This is a genomic window from Mesorhizobium sp. M7A.F.Ca.MR.362.00.0.0, assembly GCF_004023175.1.
In the GTDB taxonomy this organism is placed as follows: Bacteria; Pseudomonadota; Alphaproteobacteria; order Rhizobiales; family Rhizobiaceae; genus Mesorhizobium.
Genome location: NZ_RZTF01000095.1, coordinates 1 through 12,490, shown reverse-complemented (window position 1 = coordinate 12,490; position 12,490 = coordinate 1). Strand labels below are relative to the sequence as shown.

The following is a 12,490-nucleotide window of genomic DNA, read 5'->3' as shown; positions in this document are numbered from 1 at the left end:
GTCGTAGTTCACGCCTTGGTCGGAGGTGGACAAAAAGGCCGACAGCGAGCCGCCATAGTCGACATCGCCGCCGCGAATGCCGATCTCGTAATTGTTGACGACCTGAGGGCTGGGAGCGATGTCAGCGTAGCTGACCGTATAGTCGGGTGCGCCTGCGCCGGGACATGCCAGCGCCCCGTAGGCGTCGCACAGTTCGGCACTGCTGTTGGCGCCGGCTCGCCGCGTGAAGCTGCCGATGTCGGTCAGCGAGAACCCCTGCGAGAAGCCACCGTAAAGCTGGACATCGGGCGTGAGATCGAATGTGCCGCCGACATTGAAAGTCAGATTGTCGTAGTCAAAGGACCCGCCGATGACGTTGATCGCCGGATATGGCCGGTTGATGTAAAAGATGGCTGGGCGGTTGAAATCCTCGATGTCGAGGAAGTAGCGTTCGTAGCGCAATCCACCTTGCAGGCGCAGCCGGTCGGTCACAGGGACCTGCAACTGGGCAAAGCCGGCGACCGAGTTCTGCTTCATCGGACTGATGACGTCCCAGCCGTTCTCGAGTTTCTGGAAGGTCTTGTCGTGGATGAAGTCCAAGCCCCAGGTCAGCGTCGACCCCTCCAGCAGCATGTCGAGAGGGGTCTCGACCGTAGCGGTGAGGCCGGCGCGCTTGCTGAAGAGCGTGGTCTGGGCAAAGCTGGCCTGCGGGTTGAGCGGGTTGCCCGAATAGTAGACCTGATTGTTCACGAAGCGATCGAAGCGGGTGAAGGGAAAGCGCTTCTCCATATCGTTGTAGAACGACTTCACTTCGAGCGATCCCAAGGCGAAGGCGGTGTCGGTATAGCGCGCGGTGAAATATTTTGAATTCTCTTCCACGGATTCGCCCGTATACGGCGCCGTGTAGTCGGGCGCCGCTGGAGTGGCCTGGAAATTGGAAAACCAATCCGGATTCTGTTCCATGCGGACCAGTTCGCCGGAGACCTCGAAACGACGGGCCCCGTCCTCATATCCCAGTCTTGCATAGAGGTTGCCGAAGTCGGTGCGATCGCCCCCGCCTTGGCCGAGCATGGCGTCGGACGGCAGTTCGCGACCGTCTCCGTCATAGGTCCGGCGCGTCCGCTGGCCGCTGGCCGAGAACATGTAGTCGTATTTGCCGATCTTCTGCGTCGCCGAAACCGAAACTTCCGGCGCCAGGGACTTGCCGGGATTTGCAGTGAACGCCTTCACCTTGGTCTCGACGGTGACGGTTGGTCTTTCGGTCGCGTCCCGCCTGGTGATGAAATTGATGGTGCCGCCGGTCGCGCCGGAGCCGTAAAGGCTGCTTGCCCCGTTGACCACCTCAATGCGCTCGACTTTGCCGAGATCGATAAGCGAAAGCGTTCGTGAAACGTCACGCAACGGGGTGTTGCGGGGAATGCCGTCGACGAGAATCAGCACGCCGCGACCGCGAAAGCTTTCCGAGGCACCTGAAATCGTCTGGTTTGCGGTCGAAAAACCGGGAACCAGCTTGGAAATCAGGGTCGCCGGGTCGCTCGTCAGCTTGAGCTGTTGTGCCAGCTCATCACCCTCGATGACCTGGACGGACCCGGGGATGCTGGAGATTGGCTGCTCCGTTCTGCTCGCCGTCACCAACACTGTTTCCAGCTGTATCGCGGGTGCCGAATCTCCAGTGTTCTGCGCCTGCACGGGCATGGTCGTGAAAGCAAGTGGCAGCAGTGCGAGGCAAGTTCCCGCGATCAGTTCATTCCGCATAGTCGCACCCCAAATTGGCCCCTCGGGTGCCGCAAAGGCATTGAGGGCCACAAATCGCTGGCTCCCTTTTCCCGGATCGATTAAATATGTCTCAATTACTCATGTTATCGATCAGGGCGATGGCGCGCTTGGAGTGAAGCGAAGCCGGCACTGCTGAAAACGAACTCCGACGATCCGAATTGAAAATGTTGCAGTTATATCACAGGTCGACCAACCCCAGCGGGATCAGCCCGGTGAGCTTCGACATGTCGGGTCACGACGACGCGGAAGCCGAGCGGTTGTGCGCCGGCCATTTTTTAACGGTCATCGGGGAGGTCGCGATCGAAACAGGGCTGGGTGTCCTCTCCGCCGTGCGTGGCGTGACATGTGGCCTCGCCGATCTGAACGTCATGACGTGTTTCTTCCCGCCCCGCCGTTACGGGTGCGGGGGATTGGAATGCCGGGTTCGGACAAGGTGCTCATGTTGCGAAGCATGGAAGGTCCGCTGGTCGTTGAGCAGGATGGACGGAAGATAGAAGCCGCGCTTGGAGATTTCCTCTTTGTATCCGGTGAGATGGCCTACGACTGGTATCTGCCGGAAGGGGGCAGGCTGGACTGCGGCAGCCTGCCCGGCGCCGCTTTCCGCGTTTCCGGCGAGACGCTTTCCAGGCTGATGCTGCGACCGATCCCGAGAACGTTTCCTCCGCTCCAGCTTCTGATCACCTACGGCGCTTATCTGTTGATGCGTGGCCCGCATTCAGCCAACGAGGCGGAGATGGCCAATGCCCATTTCAACGAAATACTTCCGCTCGTCGTCGCCTATCTGGAAACCCCATCAACGGTGGAACGTGACCGGCTGCACCCTGTTAAACGCTATATCGATGATCACCTGGGGGATGGCGATCTGAGCATTTCCGCTGTGGCCGCTGTCCTCGATGTTACACCACGATATGTCCAGAAGTTGTTTCAGCGCGAAGGGACGACATTTTCGAGATATCTTCTCGAACGGCGCCTGGCCGAGGCGCGCAAGCTGCTGTTGCGGGGAACGGGAACGCTTTCGATAGGCGCCACTGCCTATGAAGTCGGTTTCGGGGATATCTCCTACTTCAACCGCACCTTCCGAAAGCGTTATGGCGTGGCGCCTTCCAGCGTTCGGGATGAAGCGCGGCAGACCCTTGGTTGAGTGGCCAATAGCCCGGGCAGAGACCGTCGGAATAGTGCGGCGAACCCTTGGGGCGTTGCCGATACTGCGTATACGAGGATACCTACATCCGTTAAGCTGAGCGCCGCGTCAAACGGGAGCATCGATTGCGAGGATTTGCGGAAAGCGTGATGCAGGGGCCGCGAACCGTGGCCGAACAGGTCGCCAATGTCCTGCGCGAAGCGATTGCCGGTGGAACCGTCAAGGCGGGCACTCCGCTGCGCCAGGACGAATTGGCCGAGCAGTTTGGCTTCAGCCGCATGCCAATTCGTGACGCCCTTCGCCAATTGGAAGCCGAAGGCATTGTTTCCATCCATCCGACAAAAGGCGCGCAGGTCGCCCGGATGGACGGCGCCGAGATCGGTGAAATCTACGCCCTGCGCGAACTGCTTGAATGCGAGGCGGTGCGGCTTTCGCTTCCCAACCTCGCCGGCGCGAAGCTCGACGAGGCGGAACAGGTGCTCGACCAGATCGACGCGGAGCGCAATGTCGGCCGATGGGGTGCGCTGAACCGTGCCTTTCATCTGGCTCTCTACGACGCCTGCGGTAACCGTCGATTGCTCGGCCTGATCGAGGCGCACCACAATGCCGCAGATCGCTACGTCCGCATCCTCCTGTCGAACCTGGATTATCGCAGCCGCTCGCAGACGGAGCACCGCGACCTGCTGGCCGCCTGCAGGGCGCGCAAGGAGGACAAGGCCATAAGCATTCTGAGGCAGCATCTTCGCGAGGGAAGCGAGACGCTGGTCAGCGCGATCAGGGAAGATGGCCTGTCGCGAAAATCCTGACGGCGTGGCTTGAGCTCCGGTTGCCTCTGCGCGCGATCACTGCCACATATTGCAACATCGATACTCGATCCAGGATCATCATGTCCCCCGACAGCAGCCTGCCGGCGCGCGCCCTTGCTCCACGTCGCCACGAAGAGATCCTGCGGCGGCTGGGCGCTCACGGGTCTGTCAGTGTCGCCGAGTTGGCCGGGTTCTTCGATGTCTCACGCGAAACCATCCGCCGCGACCTGAAACTGCTGTCGGATAAAGGGCAGCTCGGCATTGTCCATGGCGGCGCTGCCCGTTTCGAGCCGAGCGAACCGGCAATGAGCCTGCGCAGCCAGGAGAATGCCCGGGGCAAGGCTGCGATCGGCAGGATAGCTGCCGGTCTTGTGAAGGACGGCATGGTGGTGTTCCTCGATTCCGGCACCACCACATTGGCCGTCGCACAAGCCATGACCGACCTGCGCGATCTTACCATCTGCACGGCGAGCCTCCCGATCGCGCTTCTGCTGTGCCACGTCTCAGGCATGCGCGTGCATATGCTGGGTGGCGAAGTCGATCCCGGCGAAGAAGCAGCCTCCGGCATCGACATGCTCGAAGCCATGGCGCGCTTTCGCGTCGACATCGCCTTCCTCGGTGGCGGCGCGCTGTCGCCCGACGGCGAGGTCACCGATTTCACCCGCGCCGGCGCCGAACAGCGCAGCCGCATGATTGTGCTTGCCGCCAAAACCTACTTCGTTCTCGACAGCAGCAAGTTCGCAAAGCTGACGCCGCTCAGGATCCCTAATTTTCAACGCGCCGCCGGCGTGATCGTCGACGCGAAGCCGCAGGCCGACATCGCCGAAGCGCTTGCGCGCAAGGGGCCTGAGCTGATGGTTGCATCTTGATGTGATATTTTGTGGCATTTTGCGTTGATATTTGGAATTCGACTGCTATGATCCGGCTCGTGTCAAAACGGCAGGATCTCCCATGGCAAACCAATTTCCCACCCAGGCGCGCGTCGTCATCGTCGGCGGCGGTATCATCGGCTGCTCGGTCGCATATCACCTGACGAAGCTCGGCTGGACCGATGTCGTGCTGCTCGAACAGGGGCAACTCAGCGGTGGCACCACCTGGCACGCCGCAGGGCTTGTCGGCCAGTTGCGCAGTCATTCCAACATGACCAGCCTGATCAAATACTCCACGCAGCTCTATGGCGAGCTGGAAGCCGAGACCGGGCTTGCCACCGGCTGGAAGAATTGCGGCTCGCTGTCGGTGGCGCGCACCGCCGACCGCATGACGGTGCTGAAGCGCACGGCCGCATCGGCACGCGCCCAGGGCGTCGACATCGATGTGATTTCGCCCAAGGAGGCGGCTGATCTCTGGCCGGTCATGGCGACCGACGATCTGGTCGGCGCCGTCTGGCTGTCGGGCGACGGCAAGGCCAATCCGACCGACCTTACGCAATCTCTGGCCAAGGGCGCGCGCAATGGCGGCGCGAAAATTATCGAGCGGGTCAGGGTCACCGGTATCAGCCAGAGGAATGGTGTCGCCTGCGGTGTCGAGACGGATCGCGGCAACATTGCCGCCGAGATCGTCGTCAATTGCGCCGGCCAGTGGGCGCGCAAAGTCGGGCTGATGTGCGGCGTCTCGGTGCCGCTGCATTCGGCCGAGCACATGTACATCGTTACCGGCAGGATCGAGGGCGTGCACCCGGACCTGCCGGTCATGCGCGACCCCGACGGTTTCATCTATTTCAAGGAAGAGGTCGGCGGCCTGGTCATGGGCGGCTTTGAGCCGCACGCCAAGCCGTGGGGCATGAATGGCATTCCCGAAAATTTCGAGTTCGCGCTGTTGCCGGACGATTGGGATCAGTTCGAGATCCTGATGGAAAACGCGCTGGTCCGCGTCCCGCAATTGGCCGACGCCGAGGTCAAGAAATTCTACAACGGTCCCGAGAGCTTCACGCCGGACAACAATTTTCTCCTTGGCGAGGCGCCGGAGCTGAAGAATTTCTATGTCGGCGCCGGCTTCAATTCGATGGGCATCGCCAGCGCCGGCGGTGCGGGTAGGGCGCTGGCGGAATGGATCGTCAACGCCGCGCCGACCATGGATCTATGGCCGGTCGATATCAGGCGTTTCGCCCCCTTCAACAACAATCCGCGCTGGCTGCATGACCGTGTCAAGGAAACGCTCGGCCTGCACTACGCCATGCCGTGGCCGAACCGCGAACTGGATACCGCACGGCCGTTCCGCCGGTCGCCGCTCTACGACCGGCTCGCCGCCAGGGGCGCCTGCTTCGGCTCCAAAATGGGTTGGGAGCGCGCCAACTGGTTTGCCGCACCGGGAGAGAGGGCCGAGAACGACTATGCCTTCGGCCGTCAGAACTGGCACGAGGCGGTCAAGCGCGAGATGAAGGCGACACGCGAAGCCGTCGCCGTCTTCGACCAGACCTCTTTCGCCAAGCTCCTCGTGCAAGGCCGCGATGCCTGCGCCGCGCTCAACTGGATCTGCGCCGGTAATATCGACGTACCGGTCGGTACGTCTGTTTATACGGGCGTGCTCAATGCACGTGGCGGCTATGAAAGCGATCTCACCGTGATGCGGCTTGGCGTGGAGAAATTCCTTATCGTCACCGGTTCGGCGCAAGCCATCCACGATGCCGACTGGATCGTCAAAAACATCCCGTCCGACGCGCATGCAATCTTGACCGATGTCACCTCGTCCTACGCGGTACTGGCATTGATGGGGCCGCGCTCGCGCGATCTGCTGGGCAAACTCTCCTCGGCCGATCTCTCCAACGCCGGCTTTCCCTTCGCCACCATCCGCGAGATCGATGTCGGCTATGCCACCGCCTATGCCAACCGCATGACCTATGTCGGCGAACTGGGCTGGGAACTGATCGTGCCGACCGAATTCGCCGTCGGCGTCTATGAGGCACTGCATGAGGCTGGCAGCGAGTTTGGCCTGATCGATGCCGGTTACTACGCGCTCGACGCCTTGCGCATCGAAAAGGGTTTTCGCGCCTGGGGTCGTGAACTGACGCCAGATATCAGCCCCTGGCAGGCTGGGCTTGGCTTTGCTGTGGCGATGGACAAGCCGGGTGGCTTTATCGGCCGCGACGCGCTGGTTGAGACGAAGCCATCAGCACCGGCAAGACGCGTCGTGCTGTGCACGCTCGATGATGCCGAGCCGATGCTGTGGGGCGGCGAACTGATCCTGCGCGACGGCAAGCCGGTCGGCGAAGTCCGCTCGGCCGCCTACGGCCACACGCTTGGCCGCTCGGTGGCGCTCGGGCTGATCGAGAACGAGGCGGGCGTCGATGCTGCGTTTCTCACCGGTGGTCGTTTCGAGATCGACCTTGCCGGCGTTCGCCATGCCGCGACAGCACATCTGCGCAGCCCCTACGATCCGAAGTCGGAGCGGGTGAAGGCTGATGTGGTGGAGGTTCGCGCTGCCGCCTAATCCGCCGACATGGACCTTGCCATATCCAGGAACGCCCGCACCAGTTTGCCGCCGCTGCGTTCACGCAGACAGATCAGCGCTTCGTCCATCAGGGTCTCGGGAGCATCGATGGTGATCGGCACCAGCCGCGAATCCTGGCCGAATTCGGCAGCCGAGACAAAGCCGATGCCGGCGCCCGATGCGACGATCTCGCGGACGGCTTCGCGGCCCTCGGCTTCGATCGCCGGCCTCAATTCGATTTTCGAGGCGGCTGCGAGATCTTCGAGTTTCTGACGCGTCTTCGAACCGCGCTCGCGCATGACCAGCGATTCCTGCGCGAGCTGCTTGAGGGTGAGCGACTTTTTCGCGGCCAGCGGGTGGTCGACGGATGCAAACGCGATGATCGGCGTCGAGTTGAGTTTCAGCACCTCGAAATCGCGCCCTGTCGGCACCTCGCCCAGCACGCCGATGTCGGCATCGTAGCTGTAGAGGCTGCTGATCACCGTCTCGGTGTTGCCGGCGCGCACCGAAACCTGCACGCCGGGGTAGCGGGCCCGGAAGCTGCCGAGAATGTGAAGCAGATGATGTGCGGCATCGGCGACGATGCGTAGCGTGCCGGAACGCAGCGCGCGCGACTCCGTCAGCAACTCCAGCGCCTGTTGCTCGGTATCGAACATGCGGTGGGTTATCTCGAGCAGCTTTTGGCCCGAATGGGTCAGCGTGACCTGCTTCTTGTTGCGGTTGAACAACAGCACATCATACTCTTCCTCGAGCTTGCGCACCTGGTCCGAGATCGCCGGCTGGGTCAGGAAGAGCGCTTCGGCAGCGCGTGAAAAGCCACCGGAGATGGCCACCTGGTGAAAGGCCCGCAATTGGACGTAGCGCATCTTACGTGCCTCCGACATTTCTGAAATCGCCAACATCCTATCATAAGTACAGGTTATGAAAAGATAGAAATGAACGATTTGACTTATGTTTGGGCAGCCATCAGCCTGAGTGTGGGTCGACGTCTCTGCCGGCCGTTGGCCGGGAGGTCGCCATGCAATTTTCCATCATCCTGCTGCACTTGGCGGGTGCCGTCATGCTGCTGCTCTGGGCCGTGCGCATGGTGCGGACCGGCGTCGAGCGCGCCTGCGGCCCTGCCTTGCGCGATGCGCTGAGACAGGCGCGGGGTGCGCGGATCAGGTCGGCGGGCGTCGGCACCGTGCTTGCCGTGCTGCTGCAAAGCTCGACCGCAGTCGCCATCCTGGCGGCCGGGTTTGCCGCCAGCGGCATGGTTTCGGTGTCGGCGGGGCTGGCGATCCTGCTGGGAGCCGACCTCGGTTCCGCTCTGGTCGTCCAGGTGCTGTCGTTCGATCTGAGCTGGCTGGTGCCGGCGCTGATCCTGGTCGGCGGCGCCATGGCCCTGAAGTTCGAGGCGCGCGGCATCAAGCAGGGCGGACGCATCCTGATGGGCGTCGCCTTCGTTCTGTTGTCGCTGCATATGATCGGCGAGGCGACCGCACCCATGCGGCAGAGCACCTTGCTGCCACTGGTGATCTCCTACCTGCGCGCGGACTATTTCACCGCCTTCGCCGCTGCTGCCCTGTTCACATGGCTGATCCACTCCAGCGTAGCGGCGATCCTGCTGTTCGTCACGCTTGCCGCGCAAGGCGTCTTGCCGGTCGAGGTCGGCCTGTTCTTCATCCTCGGCGCCAATTGCGGTGGTGCGCTGATTGCGGTGTGGCTGACACGCGGCGATGCCGTCGAGGCGCGCCGTGTCCCGCTTGGCAATCTGATCTTTCGCGGCACGACGGCGCTCGCCGCCTTGTTTGCGCTTCAGGCCGTGACCTTCCCGGCGCATCTGTTCGGCGCAACCGAAGGCCGCCAACTGGTCAACCTGCACCTTGCCTTCAATATGGTGCTGGTCATCTGCTGCTTGCCGTTCACCGGCACGATGGAAAAGCTCGCCACCTTGCTGATCCCCGACAGGCCAGCGGCAAAGGCAGGGGAGGCTGGGGACCTGATGTCACGCCGCACCAGCGCGCTCGACCGCACCGTCATGCGCACACCCGGTCTCGCTCTGGCCAGTGCGACCCGCGAGTTGCTGCGCGTGGGCGAAGTCGTCGAGGTGATGCTGCGCCCGGTGATGGATTTCTTCGACGCCGGCACCGCCGACCAGATTCGCCAAGCCCAAAAACTCGATGAGGAGGTCAACCGCGCCCACACCGAGATCAAGCTCTACATTGCCGAAGTCAATCGCGGCAGCATGAGCGCGGCCGAGGCGCAGCGCGGCATCGAGCTCACCGACTTCGCCATCAATCTCGAACGCGCCGGCGACATCGTCGCCAAGAACCTGCTCGTGCTCACCCAGGAGCTGCGTGACAAGAACCTGCGCTTTTCACGCGACGGCTGGAGCGAACTGGCCGGGCTTCACAACCGTGTCATGGCCAACATGCAGCTTGCACTCAATGTGCTGGTGTCGAGCGATCTCGAGTCGGCGCGGCAACTCGTCGTCGAGAAGGAGCGGATGCGCAGACTGGAACGCATGAGCCATGACCGTCACCTCAAGCGCCTGCAATCAGGAATGCCGCAGAGCATCGACACCAGCGACATCCACCTGGAGGCGGTGCGGGCGCTGAAGGAGATCAACTCGCTGATGGCTTCTGTCGCCTATCCGCTGCTGACGCAGAGCGGTGATCTGCTCGAAAGCCGGTTGGCGAAAGGCGCTGGGGCCGCGGAAGCGATGGCTCCGGCGCTGGCCTGACGGGCGACATTCTCCGCTGGCGAGTGGCAATCCTTATCATCGTTAGAATCGATACATCGATACAAAATAACGATTTTACAAATAGATCATTCAGGCCAAGAATAAGGCCACATCGAACGCAGATCGAGCGGAGGACAACATGCTCGCCGAGACGAAATTTGCCGCGGAGCCGCTGGCCAGTCCGGCGCTGGGCGAGCCGTATCTTCTGACCCCAGGGCCGCTTACCACGGCCTATTCGGTCAAGCAGGCGATGTTGCGCGACTGGGGATCGTGGGACGGCGACTTCCGCGCCATGACATCGGATATGCGTCGCCGCCTGCTGGCGCTGACCGGGGACAGGAACGATGAGTTCGACTGCGTGCCGATGCAAGGCAGCGGCTCCTTCTGCGTCGAAGCGATGCTGGGTTCGTTTGTGCCCAGGGATGGCAAGGTTCTGGTGCTGGCCAACGGCGCCTACGGGCTGCGCGCCGCGCAGACCATGCAGTATCTCGGCCGCGCCTACACGCTGATCGACAAGGGCGACTATCTGCCGCCGCGCGGCGACGAGGTGGCGGCGGCCCTCGCGGCCGACCCTGATATCACCCATGTCATCGCCATCCATTGCGAGACCAGCTCCGGCATCCTCAATCCGGTCGCCGAGATTGCGCAAGCCGTCCATGCCAAGGGTCGCAAGCTGCTGGTCGATTCCATGAGCGCCTTCGGTGCCATCCCACTTGACGTCAATGAGATCCGCTACGAGGCGATGGTCTCGTCCGCCAACAAATGCATCGAGGGCGTGCCGGGCTTCGGCTTCATCATCGCCCGCAAGAGCGAGCTGGAGGCTGCCAAAGGCAGGAGCCATTCGCTGTCGCTCGATGTCCACGCCCAGTGGGCGCACCTCAACAAAACCGGCCAGTGGCGCTACACGCCGCCGACGCACGTCGTCGCTGCCTTCCTCGAAGCACTGCGCCAGCACGAGGCCGAAGGCGGCGTCGCCGGCCGTGGCGCTCGCTATACGAGGAACCGCGACGTCATGGTGGCCGGCATGCGCGACCTCGGTTTCGAGACACTGCTCGGGGATCGCTGGCTGTCGCCGATCATCGTCACCTTCTTCAACCCGGCCCATGCCAGTTTCGCCTTCGACCGCTTCTACGATCTGATGAAGGACAAGGGCTTCATCATCTATCCGGGCAAGCTGACCGCCGTCGATAGCTTCCGCGTCGGCTGCATCGGCCAGATGGACGAACATGTCATGCGCCGCGTCGTCGAGGCGGCGGCTTTTTCACTGCATGAAATGGGCGTCGACACCGCCGCTCCACCCGCCGCGGCACTCGCCGAGCGCGCCAAACTCGCCGCCTGAAGCGGCCGATTTAGAGGATATCAGATGAACCAGATGTCTCCCATCAACGTCGCGGTCAACGGCCGCACCTACGCCTGGCCGCGTGTGCCGGCCATCGCCATCTGCCTTGACGGCTGCGAGCCGGCCTATCTCGACGAGGCGATCGAGGCCGGGCTGATGCCGGCTTTGGTCAGGATCAAGCAGAAGGGCACGGTGCGTTTTGCGCACTCTGTCATTCCGAGCTTCACCAATCCCAACAATCTGTCGATCGCCACCGGCCGGCCGCCGTCGGTGCACGGCATCTGTGGCAACTATCTCTATGAGCGCGAGACCGGCAAGGAAGTGATGATGAACGACCCGCGCTTCCTGCGCGCGCCGACCATCTTCCAGGCCTTCTATGATGCCGGCGCCAAGGTCGCCGTGGTCACCGCCAAGGACAAGCTGCGTGCTTTGCTTGGCAAGGGCCTTGCCTTCGATGAAGGCCGCGCGCTGTGCTTCTCGGCGGAAAAATCCGACACCACCACCAGGGCCGAGCACGGCATCGACAATGCCTCGAAACATTTTGGGCTGCCCGTGCCGGAGGTCTATTCGGCCGAACTGTCGGAATTCGTCTTTGCCGCCGGCGTCCAGCTGCTGAAGGAGTTCCGTCCCGACATCATGTACCTGACGACCACAGACTATGTGCAGCACAAATACGCGCCGGGCGCGCCGCAGGCCAACGCCTTCTACGAGATGTTCGACAAATACCTGACCGAGCTTGATGCGCTGGGCGCGGCGATCGTCGTCACCGCCGACCATGGCATGAAGCCCAAGCACAAGGCGGACGGTTCGCCCGACGTCGTCTATGTCCAGGACCTTCTCGACGAGTGGCTGGGCAAGGACGCCGCCCGCGTCATCCTGCCGATCACCGACCCCTATGTCGTGCATCACGGCGCGCTCGGCTCGTTTGCCACCGCCTATCTGCCTGATGGCGCAGATCAGGCCGGCATCATGGCCCGGCTGGCGAAGATCGACGGCATCATGCTGGTCGTCGACAGCCCGACGGCGTGCGAGCGCTTTGAGCTGCCGGCAGATCGCATCGGCGACATCGTGCTGATCTCGACCGAGAACAAGACGATCGGCACCTCAGAACATCGCCATGACCTGGCGGCTCTGAACGAACCGCTACGGTCGCATGGTGGGCTGACCGAGCAGGAGGTGCCGTTCATCGTCAATCGTGTGCTGCCGGAATTGCCTGATGAACCTGTGTTGAGAAACTTCGACGCCTTTTACTACGCCACAATGGCGGCGGCACTGGCGGGCTGAGCGCTAGTGTTGAC

At 62.4% G+C, this 12,490-nt stretch carries 9 protein-coding genes (1 of these 9 cut by a window edge); 7 read left to right on the top strand and 2 right to left on the bottom strand.

What is annotated here, in order from left to right:
- Positions 1–1,611 carry the 5' portion of a TonB-dependent receptor gene (locus EOC06_RS14580; protein WP_206631189.1) on the bottom strand. Its footprint begins 78 nt before the window's first position, so the window shows 1,611 of its 1,689 coding nt (coding positions 1–1,611); it begins with the start codon at positions 1,609–1,611; its stop codon lies off the left edge, out of view.
- 559 nt (positions 1,612–2,170) lie between these two features.
- On the opposite strand from EOC06_RS14580, the gene EOC06_RS14575 reads away from it, so the two are divergent.
- The 4 genes from EOC06_RS14575 to EOC06_RS14560 all read left to right on the top strand — a co-directional run bounded on the left by EOC06_RS14575 (position 2,171) and on the right by EOC06_RS14560 (position 7,128).
- Positions 2,171–2,896: an AraC family transcriptional regulator gene (locus tag EOC06_RS14575; protein ID WP_164898579.1), complete on the top strand. Its 726-nt coding sequence runs from the start codon at positions 2,171–2,173 to the stop codon at positions 2,894–2,896.
- 149 nt (positions 2,897–3,045) lie between these two features.
- Positions 3,046–3,702: a GntR family transcriptional regulator gene (locus tag EOC06_RS14570; RefSeq protein ID WP_128308099.1), complete on the top strand. Its 657-nt coding sequence runs from the start codon at positions 3,046–3,048 to the stop codon at positions 3,700–3,702.
- Between the two features lie 80 nt (positions 3,703–3,782).
- On the top strand, positions 3,783–4,571 hold the full coding sequence (locus EOC06_RS14565) for a DeoR/GlpR family DNA-binding transcription regulator (protein WP_128308098.1): 789 nt from the start codon (positions 3,783–3,785) through the stop codon (positions 4,569–4,571).
- A gap of 82 nt (positions 4,572–4,653) precedes the next feature.
- Entirely contained in the window at positions 4,654–7,128 is a 2,475-nt protein-coding gene (locus EOC06_RS14560) for an FAD-dependent oxidoreductase (RefSeq protein ID WP_128308097.1), read from the top strand.
- Here the strand turns inward: EOC06_RS14560 and EOC06_RS14555 are convergent.
- Complete coding sequence (locus EOC06_RS14555; protein ID WP_128308101.1) at positions 7,125–7,994, bottom strand: LysR substrate-binding domain-containing protein; 870 nt, start codon at positions 7,992–7,994, stop codon at positions 7,125–7,127. The genes EOC06_RS14560 and EOC06_RS14555 overlap by 4 nt on opposite strands.
- Before the next feature lie 152 nt (positions 7,995–8,146).
- Here EOC06_RS14555 and EOC06_RS14550 point away from each other — a divergent pair, with 152 nt between their 5' ends.
- From EOC06_RS14550 to phnA, 3 genes are all read left to right on the top strand, one after another.
- Positions 8,147–9,853, top strand: coding sequence for a Na/Pi cotransporter family protein (locus tag EOC06_RS14550; protein ID WP_128308096.1), 1,707 nt, complete (start codon positions 8,147–8,149; stop codon positions 9,851–9,853).
- 139 nt (positions 9,854–9,992) lie between these two features.
- Positions 9,993–11,192: a 2-aminoethylphosphonate--pyruvate transaminase gene (locus EOC06_RS14545; RefSeq protein WP_128308095.1), complete on the top strand. Its 1,200-nt coding sequence runs from the start codon at positions 9,993–9,995 to the stop codon at positions 11,190–11,192.
- A 24-nt stretch (positions 11,193–11,216) separates the two neighbouring features.
- The gene (gene phnA, locus EOC06_RS14540) at positions 11,217–12,476 is read left to right on the top strand and encodes a phosphonoacetate hydrolase (RefSeq protein ID WP_128308094.1); all 1,260 of its coding nucleotides are present in this window, start codon (positions 11,217–11,219) and stop codon (positions 12,474–12,476) included.
- Positions 12,477–12,490: the final 14 nt, after the last annotated feature.

Excerpts from the sequence above, each read along its gene's own strand:
- EOC06_RS14575 (WP_164898579.1), top strand. The coding sequence starts at position 2,171 with ATGCCGGGTTCGGACAAGGTGCTCATGTTGCGAAGCATGGAAGGTCCG.
- EOC06_RS14570 (WP_128308099.1), top strand. The coding sequence starts at position 3,046 with ATGCAGGGGCCGCGAACCGTGGCCGAACAGGTCGCCAATGTCCTGCGC.
- EOC06_RS14565 (WP_128308098.1), top strand. The coding sequence starts at position 3,783 with ATGTCCCCCGACAGCAGCCTGCCGGCGCGCGCCCTTGCTCCACGTCGC.
- EOC06_RS14560 (WP_128308097.1), top strand. The coding sequence starts at position 4,654 with ATGGCAAACCAATTTCCCACCCAGGCGCGCGTCGTCATCGTCGGCGGC.
- EOC06_RS14555 (WP_128308101.1), bottom strand. The coding sequence starts at position 7,994 with ATGCGCTACGTCCAATTGCGGGCCTTTCACCAGGTGGCCATCTCCGGT.
- EOC06_RS14550 (WP_128308096.1), top strand. The coding sequence starts at position 8,147 with ATGCAATTTTCCATCATCCTGCTGCACTTGGCGGGTGCCGTCATGCTG.
- EOC06_RS14545 (WP_128308095.1), top strand. The coding sequence starts at position 9,993 with ATGCTCGCCGAGACGAAATTTGCCGCGGAGCCGCTGGCCAGTCCGGCG.
- phnA (WP_128308094.1), top strand. The coding sequence starts at position 11,217 with ATGAACCAGATGTCTCCCATCAACGTCGCGGTCAACGGCCGCACCTAC.